This is a genomic window from Mycobacterium sp. OAS707 (assembly GCF_014873705.1).
In the GTDB taxonomy this organism is placed as follows: domain Bacteria; phylum Actinomycetota; class Actinomycetes; order Mycobacteriales; family Mycobacteriaceae; genus Mycobacterium.
Genome location: NZ_JADBDS010000007.1, coordinates 1 through 16,371 on the forward strand (window position 1 = coordinate 1; position 16,371 = coordinate 16,371).

The 16,371-nt window shown below is 66.5% G+C and carries 18 protein-coding genes; 11 read left to right on the top strand and 7 right to left on the bottom strand.

Going from position 1 to position 16,371, the window contains the following annotated elements:
- Positions 1-114: 114 nt before the first annotated feature.
- Both GGC64_RS33985 and GGC64_RS33990 read right to left on the bottom strand, forming a co-directional pair.
- The gene (locus GGC64_RS33985) at positions 115-1,740 is read right to left on the bottom strand and encodes an ABC transporter substrate-binding protein (RefSeq protein ID WP_192727031.1); all 1,626 of its coding nucleotides are present in this window, start codon (positions 1,738-1,740) and stop codon (positions 115-117) included.
- Positions 1,741-1,879: 139 nt separating this feature from the next.
- Positions 1,880-3,193 (bottom strand): NtaA/DmoA family FMN-dependent monooxygenase, encoded by a 1,314-nt coding sequence (locus GGC64_RS33990; RefSeq protein WP_192727032.1) that lies wholly within the window; start codon positions 3,191-3,193, stop codon positions 1,880-1,882.
- Positions 3,194-3,321: 128 nt separating this feature from the next.
- On the opposite strand from GGC64_RS33990, the gene GGC64_RS33995 reads away from it, so the two are divergent.
- Genes GGC64_RS33995 through GGC64_RS34005 form a run of 3 tightly spaced genes read left to right on the top strand, consistent with a single transcriptional unit; the run spans position 3,322 to position 6,661 of the window.
- A complete protein-coding gene (locus GGC64_RS33995) occupies positions 3,322-4,503 on the top strand; it encodes an NAD(P)/FAD-dependent oxidoreductase (protein WP_192727033.1) in 1,182 nt (393 codons plus the stop codon).
- Complete coding sequence (sigJ, locus tag GGC64_RS34000) at positions 4,500-5,396, top strand: RNA polymerase sigma factor SigJ (protein WP_192727034.1); 897 nt, start codon at positions 4,500-4,502, stop codon at positions 5,394-5,396. Before GGC64_RS33995 ends, sigJ begins: the two co-directional genes overlap by 4 nt.
- Positions 5,397-5,416: 20 nt before the next feature.
- Positions 5,417-6,661, top strand: coding sequence for an aminodeoxychorismate synthase component I (locus GGC64_RS34005; protein ID WP_192727035.1), 1,245 nt, complete (start codon positions 5,417-5,419; stop codon positions 6,659-6,661).
- Here GGC64_RS34005 and GGC64_RS34010 read toward each other — a convergent pair.
- Both GGC64_RS34010 and rsmI read right to left on the bottom strand, forming a co-directional pair.
- On the bottom strand, positions 6,613-7,050 hold the full coding sequence (locus GGC64_RS34010; protein WP_370582489.1) for a hypothetical protein: 438 nt from the start codon (positions 7,048-7,050) through the stop codon (positions 6,613-6,615). The genes GGC64_RS34005 and GGC64_RS34010 overlap by 49 nt on opposite strands.
- Before the next feature lie 15 nt (positions 7,051-7,065).
- Positions 7,066-7,902: a 16S rRNA (cytidine(1402)-2'-O)-methyltransferase gene (gene rsmI / locus GGC64_RS34015; protein ID WP_192727036.1), complete on the bottom strand. Its 837-nt coding sequence runs from the start codon at positions 7,900-7,902 to the stop codon at positions 7,066-7,068.
- Positions 7,903-7,926: 24 nt separating this feature from the next.
- On the opposite strand from rsmI, the gene GGC64_RS34020 reads away from it, so the two are divergent.
- Positions 7,927-9,477: a phospholipid carrier-dependent glycosyltransferase gene (locus tag GGC64_RS34020; RefSeq protein WP_192727037.1), complete on the top strand. Its 1,551-nt coding sequence runs from the start codon at positions 7,927-7,929 to the stop codon at positions 9,475-9,477.
- 281 nt (positions 9,478-9,758) lie between these two features.
- Entirely contained in the window at positions 9,759-10,586 is an 828-nt protein-coding gene (locus GGC64_RS34025; RefSeq protein WP_192727038.1) for a hypothetical protein, read from the top strand.
- On the opposite strand, the gene arcA is transcribed toward GGC64_RS34025, so the two are convergent.
- Positions 10,583-11,815, bottom strand: coding sequence for an arginine deiminase (gene arcA, locus GGC64_RS34030; protein ID WP_192727039.1), 1,233 nt, complete (start codon positions 11,813-11,815; stop codon positions 10,583-10,585). The two genes, GGC64_RS34025 and arcA, sit on opposite strands and share 4 nt — an antisense overlap.
- On the opposite strand from arcA, the gene soxR reads away from it, so the two are divergent.
- Together soxR and GGC64_RS34040 are read left to right on the top strand one after the other, a co-directional pair.
- Complete coding sequence (gene soxR, locus GGC64_RS34035) at positions 11,814-12,248, top strand: redox-sensitive transcriptional activator SoxR (RefSeq protein WP_192727040.1); 435 nt, start codon at positions 11,814-11,816, stop codon at positions 12,246-12,248. The two genes, arcA and soxR, sit on opposite strands and share 2 nt — an antisense overlap.
- Positions 12,249-12,280: 32 nt before the next feature.
- Positions 12,281-12,877: an alpha-ketoglutarate-dependent dioxygenase AlkB gene (locus tag GGC64_RS34040; protein ID WP_192727041.1), complete on the top strand. Its 597-nt coding sequence runs from the start codon at positions 12,281-12,283 to the stop codon at positions 12,875-12,877.
- Here GGC64_RS34040 and GGC64_RS34045 read toward each other — a convergent pair.
- A complete protein-coding gene (locus GGC64_RS34045) occupies positions 12,874-13,542 on the bottom strand; it encodes a DUF5642 family protein (protein ID WP_192727042.1) in 669 nt (222 codons plus the stop codon). The two genes, GGC64_RS34040 and GGC64_RS34045, sit on opposite strands and share 4 nt — an antisense overlap.
- A gap of 28 nt (positions 13,543-13,570) precedes the next feature.
- Positions 13,571-14,224, bottom strand: a complete 654-nt coding sequence (locus GGC64_RS34050) for a DUF5642 family protein (protein ID WP_192727043.1) — start codon at positions 14,222-14,224, stop codon at positions 13,571-13,573.
- A gap of 100 nt (positions 14,225-14,324) precedes the next feature.
- Here GGC64_RS34050 and GGC64_RS34055 point away from each other — a divergent pair, with 100 nt between their 5' ends.
- From GGC64_RS34055 to GGC64_RS34070, 4 genes are all read left to right on the top strand, one after another.
- The gene (locus GGC64_RS34055; RefSeq protein ID WP_192727044.1) at positions 14,325-14,636 is read left to right on the top strand and encodes a hypothetical protein; all 312 of its coding nucleotides are present in this window, start codon (positions 14,325-14,327) and stop codon (positions 14,634-14,636) included.
- 115 nt (positions 14,637-14,751) lie between these two features.
- Positions 14,752-15,063, top strand: a complete 312-nt coding sequence (locus GGC64_RS34060) for a hypothetical protein (RefSeq protein WP_192727045.1) — start codon at positions 14,752-14,754, stop codon at positions 15,061-15,063.
- A 241-nt stretch (positions 15,064-15,304) separates the two neighbouring features.
- A complete protein-coding gene (locus GGC64_RS34065; protein ID WP_192727046.1) occupies positions 15,305-16,003 on the top strand; it encodes an LpqN/LpqT family lipoprotein in 699 nt (232 codons plus the stop codon).
- The gene (locus tag GGC64_RS34070) at positions 16,000-16,371 is read left to right on the top strand and encodes a hypothetical protein (protein ID WP_192727047.1); all 372 of its coding nucleotides are present in this window, start codon (positions 16,000-16,002) and stop codon (positions 16,369-16,371) included. Before GGC64_RS34065 ends, GGC64_RS34070 begins: the two co-directional genes overlap by 4 nt.

Here is a 16,371-nt window from a genome sequence, read left to right on the forward strand (position 1 = left end):
ACCCCCATCCATGACTCGAACATATGTTCGAACTCTAAGGATTCACGGAAGCATTTCCGAAGAAAACCATGAGAGATTGTCGCTAAAATGTCGCTAAAAGCCTTGCCGCACAGGCTAAGCCCGCTTGAGTGATTGCGGCCAGAAGATCGGCGGATAGAACGAGTTGTCCTCTACCCCACTGACGTAACTGTGCGCGATCGTCGAGTTCGGCGGTATGCACAACGGGATCCAGATCGCCTCGTCGAGGATCATCTGGCTGCACTTGGCATAGATCTGCTCGGCCTGCGCCCAGTCCGGCTGCTTGACCGCATCGTCCATCAGCTTGTCGAGCTCGGGATTCGAATACTGGTAGAAATTCAGCGGTTTCGCGCCGGTGCGCAACAGAATCCGGAACGTCGTGTCCAAGTGCAACGCATCACCGCCGAGGAACGACACCAGCATGTCCGGCCGCTTCTCGGGCGCCTGGTTCGGCAGGTCGAACTCCTCGGCCACCGGCATGGTGCGCACCGTGACGTCGAGCCCGAATGCCGCCAGCTGACTCTGGATCAGCTCGGCCATCTGCCCCCGGGGCGCGCCACCATCGGCACTCCAGGCGAGGTCGATCTTCTTCGAAGGAAGTGTCGGCACAATCGCTTTCAGCGCTGCGGCGTCGACCTGAGACGGGAACGGAGCCAGTGCCGGGTTCTGAGTGCGGTCGGGCCACATCGCGTTTTGCACCGTAGTCAACCCTCCCCACGCGGTGTCGACTATTGACTTGCGGTCCAGGGCAGTGAGCACGGCCTTGCGCAGTGCCTTGTTCGCGAAGATGCCGGAGGTGGGGTTGAGCCAGATCGCCTCTCCGACACCGCCGAACGAGTTCACGACGGCGAACTGCGTGTTCTTCTGATAGGCCAGCACGTCGGGAATCGCGAAACCCTTTGTCACCATGTCGAATGCGCCGGAGTCCAACTGCAGCTTCTGGGTGGCCACACTCGGCGTGATGTCGATGCGGATGCTCTTGAACACCGGCTTCTCGCCCCAGTAATCATCGAATGCCTCGAGCGTGTAATGGCTGCCGGTGACGAACTCCTTGAACATGTACGGTCCGGTGCCCGCGTCGTGGGTCTTCAGCCATTCCTGGGCCATGTCGTCGCCGACGGCGTTTTTCGCAACGGCGGTGGGGCTGACCGCGAACGGCTGCCACGGACAGGCGAGGTAATGCAGAAACGCGTTGTTGGGCTCCTTGAGCGTGACGACGAACGTCGTCGGATCCGGCGCCTCGGTCTTGACGACACCGGCGACCATGTACGCGGGGCCCTGGTTGATCTTCCCGCGACGGTCGAAACTCTTGACCCACGATTGGGCGTCGGCGATCGTTCCGTCGTGGAATTTCACGTTGGGTTGCAGCGTGAACGTATACGTCAGTTGGTCCGGCGACACCGTCCACGACTTCGCAAGGCTTCCGATGATCTCCGACGTGCCGGACTTGTAGCGCACGAGTCCCTCGTAGGCCGATTCCATCACCTGCACGCCCTCGCCCTCGTACATGATGTCGGGGTCGGGAACCTGCATGTCGGCCAGGAACGGCATGCGCAGGACGAGTGTCCCGCCGTTCCCGGAACCGCTTGGCGCGCCACCGCATGCGGCGATCAGGGCGGCCAGGCTGATGCCGCCGACGGTGATGCCGCCGGCCTTCAAGAAGGCGCGGCGGTCCCACTGCGGACCGGACGGAATGTTGCGCGGGTGTGTCGTGTCGAACACGAATGCCTCCTAGGGGTCAAGGCTCGACCTGAGAGCACGGCATTCGCTGGCGCGCCATTTGCGAGCAGTAAATAGGCGGCGTGTGACGCAACCGCTTCACGTCAGTACCCCGCGCATTACGCCGGGATTGCGGCGGCGACTAGAACTCGAGCAGGTTCTCCCGAAACGTGCTGTGCTGGTAGCCGTCCCTGATCAGGCCGCGTTTTCGCAGCGCAGGCGCGAGGCCGTCGGCGATCTCGGCGATATTGCGCCGGGTGACGACCGGCGAGAGCAGGAAGCCGTCGCCGCCGACCTCCTCCATCGCCTCGCCCATCTTCGCCGCCACCGTGTCGGGCGAGCCGACGAACGCGAGACCGGCGTGGGTGTCGACGGTGGCTATCGCCTCGCGAAGCGTCTTGCCCCGTGCGCCTTCGATGAACGTCCGCAGCGTGCTCGTTTCGCCGTTGCCCCACACGTCGGGCACCTCCTTGTCCAGATCGAAGGTCGAGAAGTCGAATTCGCCGCCCGACGTGTAACTCAAACCCCACAAAGCCTTTTCGATGGCGTGGTCGCTCCAGCGGGCGGCCTTCATGTCCTCCTCGCGGGCCTGCGCGACGCGATCGGTGTCGCCGAGGATCGGGTCGATCAGGAACAGGATCTTCAGCGTGCTCGGGTCGCGGCCGTACTCCTTCATCCGGCGGTGCATGTCCTGCCTGAATGCCTTCATGCCCTCGATGCTGGTGCCGTGGGCGAGCATCGACTCCGCGTACTTGGCGGCAAGGTCACGCCCCGCGGGCGAAGCGCCTGCCTGCACGATCACCGGACGGCGCTGCGGCCCTGGAATCGTGTTGAGCGGGCCGCGCGTGCGGAAGTACTTGCCCTCGAAGTCGACGGTGTGCACCTTCGTGTGATCGGCATACCGCGGCGTGTCCTCATCGACCAGGACGGCCCCTTCTTCCCACGAGTCCCACAGTGCGCCAACGGCTTCCATCCATTCCTTGGCCATTTCGTAGCGTTCGCTGTGCAACATGAGCTCGTCGTAGCCGTACTGCTGCGCCGCGCGCGCCGAACTGCCCGTCACCACGTTCAGTCCGACTCGCCCGTCGGTCAGGTGATCGAGGGTGGTCATGGTCCGTGCCGCCATGAACGGGTGGTAGAAGCTCGTCGACAGCGTGACCGCGATGCCGATGTGTTTGGTGCGCTGGGTCAGCAGCGGGATCAGCGGGACGGGGTCGCACTTGGGGGCCAGCATGCCGTACTTGAGCGTCGTCTCCATCGACCGGCCATAAGCGTCCTCGACCATGCTGGTGTCCTCGACCAGCAGGTAGTCGAAGCGCGCGCGCTCAAGCGATGCGGCCAGATCGACGAAGAGATCGCCCTTCATCCAGTCGTGGCCGGTATTGCCCGCCCACGGATCAAGCGCCCATGTCTGTACCGAGAATCCACTGCCCATGAACCAACCCAGATGAAACATGCGACCAATGTGACGTGCAGATGTTTCGGCGCACCGGGGCGGACGATTCCGCGCGCATTACGCCGCCGCGGGTGAGTGATCTGCGTCACGCGTCGTCACATCTCGGCGATCGGCGGTGTCTTGAGGGCATGACTGAAAACAACACACGCAACAAGGTCGTCGTCATCGGTGGTGGGTACGCAGGGGCCACCGCGGCCAATCACTTGCGACAGCGTGACGACGTCGATATCACCCTGGTCAATTCGAGGCCGAAGTTCGTCGAGCGGATTCGCCTGCACCAGCACGTGGCAGGCAATTACGACGCGACGGTCGATTACGACACGCTGCTCGGCGAGGGCGTCGGTCTTGTGGTCGACAGTGCGATCAGAATCGACACGGCATCCCGCACCGTGGCGCTCGCGTCGGGCCGGGCGCTGGACTACGACTACGTCATCTATGCCGTCGGCAGCACCGGCGGTGTACCCGCATCGGTTCCTGGCGCCGCCGAATTCGCCTATCCCATCGCTGAATTGGAGCTGGCGCTACGGCTGCGCGGCGCGCTCGACGAGCTGCACCCCGACGCCCCGATCACCGTCGTCGGCGCCGGGCTGACCGGCACCGAGACGGCAGCCGAGCTCGCCGAAGAGGGGCGCAACGTCACTCTGGTGTGCGGCGGCCAGTTGGTTCCGTCGCTTGCGGCGCAAGCTCGGCGCTCGGTGCGCAAGCGGCTGCGCAAGCTCGGCGTCACGGTGCTCGACGTCGACGTGGTCGCCGAGGTGCGACGGGATGCGGTCGTCTTCGCCGACGGCGCGGTGCGGCCGAGCGCGCTGACCATCTGGACGGCGGGCTTCGGGGTGCCCGAACTGGCCGCGGCCAGTGGACTGCAGACTGATGGGATGGGCCGCCTACTCACCGACGAGACACTGACCAGCATCGACGACCCGCGCATTGTGGCGGCAGGCGACTGCGCGGCCCCTTCGGGCCAGCCGCTGCGAATGAGCTGCCAGGCCGCGGTCCCGCTGGGGGCGCGGGCGGCCGACACCGTGCTCAGCCGGATTGCAGGCACCGAGCCTGCGCCGATCGACCAGGCGTTCGTCGGGTCCTGCGTAAGCCTGGGGCGGCACGCCGCCACCGTGCAACTGGCCCGCAAAGACGACACCCCGGTGAAGTACTACATCGGCGGCCGGCTCGGCGCCTCGGTCAAGGAGGCCATCTGCAAGGGCACGCTGTGGGGCATCCGCCACGAGGCGCGCAAGCCAGGCTCCACCTTCGTGATGAAGGGCGGCAGGCGTCCTTCGGCTCCGCTGCGCCAGGTGGTCACGGAATCGTGACCACCTCCGAGCACGCCGAGCGGTTCACCCATCTGCGGCCGCTGCTGTTCACGATCGTCTACGAAATCCTGGGCTCTGCAACGGAATCCGATGACGTGCTGCAGGACAGTTATCTGCGGTGGGCCGAAGTGGACCTCGCGACGGTGCGGGATACGAAGTCGTATCTGGCGCAGTTGGTGACGCGTCAGGCGCTGAATGCGTTGCGCGCAGGCGCCCGTCGACGCGAGGACTACATCGGCCCGTGGCTGCCCGAACCGCTGCTGCTCGACGAGCGCGACGCCTCAGCCGACGTCGTGCTCGCCGAGTCGGTGTCGATGGCCATGCTGGTGCTGCTCGAAACGCTGACGCCCGACGAGCGTGCGGTGTTCGTACTGCGCGAGGTCTTCGGCTTCGACTACGACGAAATCGCCGGAGCGGTAGGGAAATCCGTGACGACGGTGCGCCAGGTCGCGCACCGCGCCCGCGAGCATGTGCACGCCAGACGTAAGCGCTTCGATCCCGTCGACTCGGCGCGAACCACCGAGCTGACAGCACAGTTCCTGACCGCGGCGTCCACCGGCGACCTCGAAGGGCTGATGTCGATGCTGGCCCCTGATGCGGTCTGGACCGCCGACAGCAACGGCAAGGCCAGCGCGGCCCGCCGCCCGGTCGTCGGCGCCGACAAGGTGGCCAAGGCGATCATCGGCCTGTTCCGGCTCGGGCAGAAGTTGCCCGACGTGCGGGTCGAGACGGCGGTGTACAACAGCGCGCCTGCGGTGGTCGTCTACAGCGGCGACCACCTCGAGGGCGTGTTCCTGGTCGAGGTCGTCGACGGCAAGATCACGCACTTCTACGCGATGCGCAACCCGGACAAGCTGGCAGGCATCGCGGTCCCGCGGGTGATCAGCCGCTAGCGCTCTGTCACGCTTGGTCTGTGCGGATCGAGCGACTCGGCGACTTGGGCGAAGCGCCGCGTGTGCTGCGCGCGATCGCCGCGGGCGCTGCGCGGTGTGACCTGGCGCCGCCCGCCGCATTGATCGGCGACTGGTTCGGCTCGGCGGCGGTGATCGCGCCGTCGCTGAACGCGGTCCCCGTCGATGACGTCTTCGCCGTGCCCGCAGGCGAATCCGACGGTGTGATCGGCGGCGGCTGGTTCGGCTATCTGTCCTATCCCGACGCGGGCATCGACGGACGTGGCCCGCGAATCCCCGAAGCGGCAGGCGGCTGGTCCGACTGCGTGCTACGCCAGGACCGCGACGGGCAGTGGTGGTATGAAAGCCTTTCCGGCACAGCACTTCCGGAGTGGGTTACCGCTGCGCTGAGTGCACCCGTGCCGCGCAGCGACTTTCGCATCACGTGGGGTGAGGCCGACCGGGATGTGCACCGCCGCGGCGTGCTGGACTGTCTGGAAGCGATTGCGGCGGGCGAGATCTACCAAGCGTGTGTATGCACGCAATTCGCGGGCCGCATCGAAGGCGCACCAATCGATTTCTTCGTCGATGCCGTCGAGCGGACCTCGCCTGCGCGGGCGGTGTACGTGGCAGGCGAATGGGGCGCAGTGGCGTCGTTGTCTCCGGAGCTGTTTTTGCGGCGCCGAGGTGAGACGGTGACGTCGAGCCCGATCAAGGGCACGCTGCCGCGGCATGCCGATCCGGCCGCGCTCCGCGCGTCGGTCAAAGATGTCGCGGAGAACATCATGATCGTCGATCTGGTCCGCAACGACCTCGGCCGCGTCGCGATGACGGGAACGGTCACCGTGCCCGAGTTGTTGGCCGTCGAGCCCGCGCCGGGCGTGTGGCATCTGGTCTCGACGGTGGAGGCGCGAGTCGGGGTGGGCGTGCCGATGGGTTCGGTGTTGGATGCGGCGTTCCCGCCGGCCTCGGTGACCGGCACGCCGAAGCTGCGGGCCCGTCAGCTGCTGCGTGGCTGGGAGCCGCACCGCCGCGGAATGTATTGCGGCACAGTCGGTTTGGCATCACCCGTGGCGGGATGTGAGCTGAACGTGGCGATCCGAACGGTGGAGTTCGACGCGGCAGGCAACGCTATTCTTGGCGTCGGCGGCGGCATCACGGCCGACTCCGATCCCGACCGCGAGTGGGACGAGTGCCTGCACAAGGCGGCACCGATCATCTACGCGGCCGACAGCGCGGCCGTCCAGCCCGCGTTGTCCGAGACATAGAAGCCGATCTCACCGGCCGCTGTCTGAACGATCAGGTGGGTGCGGCCGCCGACGACCGAACCGTTGAATGCGGAGGCCTGACGCACCCCGGTGATCGCGTCGACGGGAATGTCGATCGCCTTGCCGGTGAGCGTGCGGAAGGCCAGCCGTCGCCGGGTGAGTGCGATCAAACCGTTGTTCTTGACCATCGGGTAACCCGGCGCCGTCGCCCCTCGGTAGTTGCCCTTCTCGGGCGGGCGGACAACCTGCTCGCTTTCCAACTCGACCGCCAACTCGGCGGCAACGCGGCGGCTGCGGCGTCGAAACCACACGATGATCGGAATCCAGATCAGCACCTGCACTGCCAGAATTCCGACGACCAGCAAGACGACAAACACCGCGGTACTCACGGTGGCCCACCCCTTTCAGCGGCGTGATCGCAACACCGCATCGTAGAGCTCACGCCGTGACGGCGCGCCGGGATTCGCCGCCACCACCTGCGCGCACGCGTCCTTCACCCGCGTTCCGTCGTCGACGAGCGCGTTGGCTTCAGCAACGAGCGTCTCGAGGTCGGCCTTCGGTGTGGCCCCGGCCAATACGACGGTGATCTCGCCGAGCACCCCGTCGGCCGCCCACTCTGCGAGCTCGCCGAGCGTGCCGCGAACGACCTCCTCGTGCGTCTTGGTCAGCTCGCGGCACACCACCGCCGCGCGCTCAGCGCCGAGCGCTTCGACGGCGTCCGTCAGCGTGTCGGGCAGCCGGCGCGGCGACTCGAAGAACACGCAGGTTCGGGGTTCGGCGGCCAGCGTCTTGAACCACGTCACGCGCGCGGCGTGCTTCCGCGGCGCGAACCCCTCGAAGCAGAACCTCTCCGCCGGCAGCCCGGACACCGCCAGCGCCGTCGTCACCGCGGAGGGACCAGGCAGGCAGCTGACGCGAGCGCCTGCCTCGATGCACGCGGCGACAAGGCGGTAGCCCGGATCGCTGATCAGCGGCATGCCGGCGTCGCTGACCAGCAGGACCGTCGCCCCGGCCTGGATGTCGTCCACCAGAGCCGGGACGCGCGACGCCTCGTTCGCGTCGTAGAGGCTCAGCACCCTGCCGCGAGGCCTGACCTCGAGCGCGGTGGCCAGCGTGCGGATGCGCCGGGTGTCCTCGGCGGCGATCACATCGGCGCTCGCCAGGGCCTTGACCAGCCGCGCGGATGCATCAGATGGCTGCCCCAGCGGCGTGGCGCCGATGAGCAGTCGGCCGGTCGACATGGGAGACAGCCTACGATCGCTGTCGTGACCGCCCCGGCTGACGAACTCGTTGCCAAGGGGCGCGCGGTTCCCGTCATCAGCCCCGCGCCCCTGGTGCCCGTCGCTGACTTCGGGCCGGTCGATCGGCTGCAGGGCTGGGCGATGACGGCGGTCATCACGGCGCTGGCGGCGATAACGCGTTTCCTGAACCTGGGCTCGCCGACCGATGCGGGCACGCCGATCTTCGACGAGAAGCATTACGCGCCGCAGGCGTGGCAGGTGCTGCACAACCACGGCGTTGAGGACAACCCCGGCTACGGCCTGGTGGTGCACCCGCCGGTCGGCAAGCAGTTGATCGCGATCGGTGAGGCGCTGTTCGGCTACAACGGGCTGGGCTGGCGGTTCAGCGGAGCCGTGTGCGGTGTCGTCCTCGTGCTGCTGGTGGTGCGGATCGGGCGACGGATCAGCCGGTCGACGTTGGTCGGCGGGATGGCCGGGCTGTTGTTGATCTGCGACGGCGTCAGCTTTGTCGCATCGCGCACCGCGCTGCTGGACGGGTTCCTGGTGGTTTTCGTGGTGGCGGCGTTCGGATGCCTGATCGTGGACCGCGACCAGGTGCGCGAGCGGATGCATGTCGCGCTCTTGGAAGGCCGCATCGGCGAGACGCCGTGGGGCCCGCGGCTCGGGGTGCGGTGGTGGCGGTTCGGCGCCGGCGTGCTGCTCGGATTGGCTTGTGCGACAAAGTGGTCAGGGCTGTACTTCATCGTGTTCTTCGGCCTGATGACGCTGGCGTTCGACATCAACGCGCGCAGGCAGTATCGGGTGCCGCGGCCGTGGGTCGGGGCGCTGCGCCGCGACCTCGGCCCGTCGTTGTACGCGCTGGTGCTGATCCCGTTCGGGGTGTACCTGGCGTCGTATGCGCCGTGGTTCGCGTCGGAGACGGCGGTGAACCGGCATGAGGTAGGCAATACGATCGGGCCCGACAGCGTGCTGCCGCTTCCTGACGCGGTGCGCTCGCTATGGCATTACACGTACGCCGCCTATCACTTCCACTCGGGACTGACCAACGCGGCAGGCAATCACCATCCGTGGGAGTCGAAGCCGTGGACGTGGCCGATGTCGTTGCGGCCGGTGCTCTATGCGATCGACAACCAGAACGTGCCGGGGTGTGGCGCGCAGTCGTGTGTGAAGGCCGTGATGCTCGTCGGCACGCCGGCGATGTGGTTCATCGCGGTGCCGGTGCTGGGGTGGGCGCTGTGGCGGGCGTTCGTCAAGCGGGACTGGCGCTACGGTGTGCTGCTCGTCGGCTACGGCGCGGGGTTCCTGCCGTGGTTCGCCGACATCGACCGGCAGATGTACTTTTTCTACGCGGCGACGATGGCGCCGTTCCTGGTGTTGATGATCGCGATGATTCTCGGCGACATCCTGCACAAGCCGAATCAGAATGCGGAGCGACGAACGCTGGGCCTGATCGTCGTGTGTTGCTATATCGCGCTTGTGATTACGAACTTCGCGTGGATGTATCCGATCCTGACGGGCCTGCCCATCTCGCAGGCGACGTGGAATATGCAGATCTGGCTTCCGTCCTGGAGATGACCGCTCCGCGGTGTTAGCCGCATTTTCTACACCACGGTCGTGCCCGACGGCCATTGCGCAGAAATCCACAGCCACCGTGTCGAAATCGCGCCTAACACGCTGAACTGTCGGTGCCCGCAGAGAGTCGCACGGCGACCCCGGCGATAGTCCGGTTGCGGTGCTAGCCGCATTTTCTACACCACGGTCGTGCCCGACGGCCATTGCGCAGAATTCCACAGCCACCGTGTCGAAATCGCGCCTAACACGCTGAACTGTCGGTGCCCGCCGAGAGCATCACACCTATGTTGCCCATTCTCGGTACGGAGGCCATCGCAAGCGGTGCACTCACCCGAAGCGCGCTGCGGTGGAACTACACCGCGCTCCTCCCCGACGTCTACCAGCTCAAGGACGCGCGCAGGGACCTCTACAGCAACGCCGTCGCGGCGTGGCTGTGGACGAAACGCAAAGGCATCATCGCCGGGCGTGCGGCGGCGGCCTTGCACGGGGTCTCATGGATTGAAGACAGTGCGCAGGTCGAGATAATCGCCGAACACGGCCGCCGGCAGCCTGGCGTTGTGGTTCGGGAGGAACGCATCGGCGACGACGAAATATCTACTATCGGCGAGCTGTTGGTGACGACCCCCGCGCGTACCGCCCTTGATCTCGGTCGCCACCTTGCCCGCGACGCAGCGGTCGCTCACCTCGATGCGCTCGCGGGGTTGACCGGTGTAACCCGGCCCGACATAGCGATTCTCGAAGAACGCTATCGAGGCGCGCGAGGGATGCCAGCGGCCAGGGCGGCGATTGCGTTGATGGATGGCGGCGCGCGATCGCCACGGGAAACCGCCTTGCGCCTGCTACTGATTGACGCCGGCCTGCCCAGACCGAGCACCGCGATCAGCTTGAGCGATGACCTATGGGAGGCCACCATCGGCATGGGTTGGGAACAGCCGAAGGTCGGCGTCGATTGCGAAGAAAGTCGAAGCGGTCGCAACGCTGCGCAAGACGTCGCGTGCCACGACATGTTGCAACGGCTCGGCTGGTATCACATCCGCGTGCCGCCGCGACAACCTCAGGCGGTCACCATTAGTCGTGTGCGCAGAGCATTGCGGTTACGCGGTTGGCGCTAGAGCGGGTCGCGGGCCGCCGGGCATGACATGCAGCGCGGGCCACCGCGCCCCGTGCCCAGCTCGGATGCCGCTATCGGCAGCACCTCGATGCCCGCATCGGTAAGCCGCGCGTTGGTTTCCGTGTTGCGCTCGTATGCGACGACCACACCGGGCGCCAGCGCCAGCGTGTTGTTGCCGTCGTCCCACTGCTCACGCTCCGCCGTCACCGGGTCCAGGCCGGTCGCGATGACCCGCAGCTTGTCGATCTGCATCGCCGCAGCGGCCGCCTCCACGAACGGCGCCGCGTCGTCGATCTTCACCCCGCCCGAACCGTCGCGGTGAATTGTGAACGCCGACAACGAGTCCACGATGTTCGGATACATCACCACGGCATCGACGTCGACCATCGTGCACACCGTGTCCAGATGCATCTGCGCGCGCTCCTGCTCGATCGGCACCGCCAGCACCGTGTGCGCCAGACCATCGTCGAACAGGCTGCGCGCCAACGCTTCCGCGCCCGCAGGCGTCGTGCGCTCCCCCACCCCGACCGCGACCACACCCGGCGCCAGCAGCAGCACGTCACCGCCCTCGACCGGTGCCGATCGCGACTCATATGCCCGTCGCACCCCCAGGAACCGCGGGTGGTGCGCGTAGATCAGGTCGGTCAGCGACGTCTCGCGCACCCGCGCGGGCAACGCCAGCGACGGGATCGCCACCCGTGGCCCGATCCAGAACGACGAGTCGCGCGTGAACAACAGATTCGGCAGCGGGTCGATGACGAAGTCGCCGCCATGGTGCATGCGCCGCACCAGCGACAGATCGCCCCCGGAAAGCGGCAACTCGTTGAACGTCATTCCCGCCATCAGCACCCGCGCCAGCGGTCCGGCCTCCAGCGTCCGCAGATAAGTCGAAAGCTCTTGCGCCAGAGGCAATCCCAGCCGTCGTGAGTCGACAGCAGCCGAAATACCGTGCATCCGCGCCGCCCCGCTGTGCGCGAGCGCCTCGGTCAGCAGATCCGCGAGCAACAGCACCTCGACGGCTCGCGACTCCAGCACCTCGGTGAACGCGTCGTGCTCCTCCTGCGCCTTGGACACCCAGGGCAGCCCGTCGAACAGCAGTGCGTCGTTGTTGCGTGGCGTAAGCCGCTGCAACTCCGCCCCCGGCCTGTGCAGAATGACAGCCCGCAGTGTGCCGACCTCGGAGTCGCAGCCCAACTTCACATCTAGCACCTTAACTATGGTTGAGCTCATGGAGCTGATTCACGAACTCACTCCCGGCGAGATGTCGCAGCGCAGCGGCGTCGCCGTCTCGGCACTGCACTTCTACGAACGCGAAGGCCTGATCGCCAGCAAGCGCACCAGCGGCAACCAGCGTCGGTACGCCCGCGAGACGCTGCGCCGCGTCGCATTCATCCGGATGTCCCAGCGCCTCGGCATCCCGCTGGCACGCATTCGCGAGGCACTGCAGTCGCTGCCCTCCGATCGCGTCCCCACCAGCAAGGACTGGGCCAGACTGTCGGCAGGCTGGCGCCAAGACCTCGACGACCGGATCCTGCACCTGGAGCGGCTGCGCGACAACCTCGCCGGGTGCATCGGCTGCGGCTGCCTGAGCCTGAAGACGTGTGCCCTGTCCAACCCCGGCGACATGCTTGCCGACCAGGGCCCCGGCGCCGTGCGCCTTTAGAAATCGAACGCCTGTGCGATAGACTCGAGGTCATGGAGCTGGCTCTCCAAAGCTCGCTGTTCGAGCACGCCGAACGCCGTCACCTGGGCAGTGGCGCGTGGGTCGAGGTGCGCTCGGGCTGGCTCTCCGACGCCGACGGACTGTTCGACGAACTCCGCGGTTCCATCCCGTGGCGTGCCGAGCGCAGACAGATGTACGACCGCGTGCTCGACGTGCCGCGGCTCGTCAGCTTTCACAATCTCATCGAGGAGCCCGCCCCTCACCCGCGGCTGAAGCAGATGCGTCGACGGCTGAACGACACCTACGGCGGCGAACTCGGCGAGCCGTTCACCACGGCCGGCCTGTGCCTGTACCGCGACGGCAACGACAGCGTCGCATGGCACGGCGACAGGATCGGCCGCAGCAGCGCGGAAGACACCATGATCGCGATCGTGAGTCTGGGCGCCACAAGGGTTTTCGCGCTGCGCCCGAAGGGCGGCGGCAAGTCGTTGCGCCTCGCGCACCGGCACGGCGACCTACTGGTGATGGGCGGGTCGTGCCAGCGCACCTGGGAGCACGCGATTCCGAAGACCACGCGGCCCGTCGGCCCGCGGATCAGTATCCAGTTCCGCCCGCACGACGTCCGCTAACCCTTGACGTCCGCGACCGCCGCGGTCAGCAGGTCACGCGCACGCTGCGTATCCACCGGAACCACCGGCTTGTCGGGCAGCACCAGCGGGTTGGCCGTCACGATGACAAGGAACGTGCCGAAAGTCGCGATGTAGTTGTAGAGCTCGCCGGTGCGCGGCTTGCCGTCGGCGGTCGTCTGCAGCACCCGGTGGATGCCCAGCGTGTGCACCCCGTCGATCTGCGGCGCCTCGACCACCTCGACCAGACCGCGCACACCCGGCCCACTGAAGCCGACCTTCTGGCAATTCTGCGCGGGATCGTTGCGCGGGACGGCCTCCGACGTCTCGATCGCGATCGCGATGAACCGGTTGCCCTTCCCCTCGGCGGTCGTCGCTGCCATGTTCCCCTTCACGCCCGCGGGCAGCACCTGCTGACTGACGGCCTTGGCGCAGTCGGCGGGGTCGAACGTCATGCCCTGTGGCAGCGCCTGCGGGCCGAGTAGTCGCGGGTCGATGCCCGTCGGCCCGACATTGGTCACCTTGAAGTCCGCCCCGAAACTGGACTTGACGTTGGCGACGTGTGCGATGTCGGCATGCGACACGTCCTGCTCTGCGGAGTGGCCGGCCGAGCACGCGGCCAGCAGGCCCGCGCACGCGAGGACAACCATCGCCTTCCGGTTCGACATCGCCGCCAATGTACCCGCAGGGTCGCGCTCAGCCGCGTAACGCCGACACCGTTTTGACTAGCAGATTCGATGCGAATTGAAGTCCGAGTTGAGGATTCGGCGAGCCAGGGTCGGCGACGACCGTGACAAGAGCGACGTAGTCGCCCAGATAGGCGATGAAGGTGTCCGCGCGCGAATGGGTTTCGGTGCCGCCCTCGACGGTGGTGGTGGTCGAGGCGGAGAGCCCGACGGTCGTCGCACCGTCGATCGCGGGCGCCGCAACAACGCCGACGGTTCCGGCGGTATGCCCCGCCGACACCGTCCAGTGGCCGCAGTCCTCGATCAGCGACGGGTCGAGCGTCGCCGCCGAGTCGGCCACCACCGCATAGACGATGCCGCCCGTGCCCGACGCTGACCAGCCCCGCGTCGTCGCCTCGCGACCGGCAGGGTCCGCGAGTGCCCCGCACTGCGGCGGCTCTGCCGTCCAGTCGGGACCAAGACCCCAAAACGCCACGGGCGCCGCCCGCCCGGATAGTGCGGCCACCTCGTAGCCGCTCGGCAACGCGGTTCGCACCCGGTCGATTCGGGCCGGGTTCACCGATGCCCGCAAGGCCGTCGTCGCCGTCGGCGGCGCAGCAGGCGGCGTCTGCGCACACCCCGCCACCCCCAGTGACAGCGCTGCGAACAAGGCAAACAGCCGCACGCCCGTTGATACCACAGAGATTGCTTAGAAAAGGCTTGCAACGTCCTGTGTCCGCAAAGCGATGAACATATACCAGGCAAACAACAGAATGGAGACTGTCATGCGCACAGGCTGGAGTGTGGCAGCAACGATAGCGGTGGCCGGTGCCATGCTCGCGCCCGCAGGATTCGCGACGGCAGAACCCACTCAACAAGGCAACGCCTACCAAACGATCGGGCTGCTCGAAGACGAGGGCTACAACGTCATCATCGACCGGGTCGGCAACGCGCCGACCAACCAGTGCACTGTCACCAGCGTGCGCAATCCGCAGACGCAGACCAGGACGTTCTGGGTGGACGAGGGCAAGCATCGTCGGCTCGTCACGGTCGTCGTCAGCAGATCGATCAACGTGACGCTGAACTGCGACGTGTAACCGAGCCGACACCATCACGTCACTTGTAGTAGCGGAATCAAATTGCGCTACTGCGAGTTTCATCAATCAGACCCGCGGCGACTAGAGGGGATGCCGTCGGTCTTGAGGAGCAGACGTGAGGGCACCACAATTAAATGAGTTGACTTTTGCAACGGTTGCTGTAGGAGCTTTTTTCGCGCTGGCAGTAGGGTTTCCGGCAGGCGCCGACGCCGCGCCGTCCGGCATCGGGTCGGCACAGGACGCCGTCAACGAATTGGAGCACAACGGCTTCAATGTCGTGGTGAAAAAGGTCGGCGCCGCGCCGCTCGATCGCTGCACGGTCGACTCGGTGCGTCCGGTCGGGCCGGTGATTCGACCGGTGCAAAACGGCACGGAGTTGGTGAACCAAATCGTCTACCAAACCGTGTATTTGACAGCCAGGTGCTGACTGCGCCTGGCGCGCAACGTGTTTAGCGGCCGACAGCGGGCCTTGGCCGCCCGCCGTCGGCTCTTACGCGCGCGTCAGACGTCGCTGAGCGAACTCGTCTCCGCCATCCGCAGCGCGCCCCGAACCGCCGGCAACGGCGCGATATGACCGCGAAACGCTACTCGACGTGTCGATTTACCCTGCGCCCGATGTTTGCCGACCGTAGGCTACGCCGGAGATTTCCAAATCGACAGGAGACCCAATGTCACGCTCAATCCGGGCCGGCGCTGTCGCCGTCGCGGCGATCGCACTCGGAATCGGCCTGTCCGGCTGCGGATCGGACACCAAGTCGGCGCCGTCCACTTCGAAGCAGACCTCGTCTTCGACGTCGACCACGACCAGCAAGGCCGCACCGTCGACCTCCGCACAGGCCGCGGGCCCGAACAAGACGATCGTCGACTACATCAAGGAGAACGGCATCGTCGAGACGCCCGTACATCGGGGCGATGCGGGCGCGCCCACGATCGACTTGCCGTTCCCGCCAGGGTGGGAAGACGCCGGAAGCCGAACGCCGCAGTGGGCCTACGGCGCGATTGTGTCCACCGACCCGACGTTCGCCCAGGACCCGCCGACCATCATCGCGCTGGTGTCGAAGCTGGCGGGCAACGTCGACCCGGCGAAGATCCTGGAGTACGCGCCGGGTGAGATCAAGAACCTGCCCGGCTATGACGGCTCGCAGGACGGCAGCTCGAGCACACTGAGCGGATTCGACGCGACGCAGATCGGCGGCACCTACACCAAGGACGGCGTCAAGCGCGCCATCGCTCAGAAGACCGTGGTGATCCCCGGCCAGGACGGCCTGTACGTGCTTCAGCTCAACGCAGATGGCACCGAGGACCAGATGGGCGCGTTGATGGACGCGACGAACACCATCGACGAGCAGACGACGATCACGCCATGACCGCCGTTCCCCCGCTCGATCCCAACGAACCGCCGCCCCCTGCGCGCGGGCTCACCAGCGACGAACGCGGCCGCGACGTCAGCGCGGCGCAGGCCGAAGCCGAGGCCGAAGAGTCGACCGGCAAGCAACTGCTGAAGGCCATGAGCCCGCGGTTCGTGTGGTCGCAGGCCGAGGGCTACCCCGTGGTGATCAAGCAGTTCCTCCAGTTCTGCCTGATCCTCATCTACCCCGCGTGGGTGGGCGGGATCCTCGCCATGGCGGCGGTCTACTACCCCTGCTACGCGGTGCTGTGGGCGTTGTTCTGGCCATTTCGTGCCTGGATGAAGAAGAACCGCCCCGAGGAGTACGCCGCCTCTCAGAAGAAGTAG